Consider the following 255-nt stretch of genomic DNA (forward strand, 5'->3'; position numbering starts at 1 on the left):
TTCGTGTTACCTGATGCTTAGAGGCTTTTCCTGGAAGCAGGGCATTTGTCACTTCAGCACCGTAGTGCCTCGTCATCACACCTCAGCGTTAAAAGGTACCGGATTTACCTGGAACCTCCGCCTACATACTTAAACCGGGACAACCGTCGCCCGGCCAACATAGCCTTCTCCGTCCCCCCTTCGCAGTAACACCAAGTACAGGAATATTAACCTGTTTCCCATCGACTACGCCTTTCGGCCTCGCCTTAGGGGTCG

Annotated in this window: 1 rRNA gene; it reads right to left on the reverse strand. The window is 53.3% G+C overall.

What is annotated here, in order from left to right:
* Window positions 1-255 (reverse strand): 23S ribosomal RNA (locus tag ACU8YC_RS28755); the annotation flags it as partial.

The organism is Citrobacter sp. VF227 (assembly GCF_052950715.1).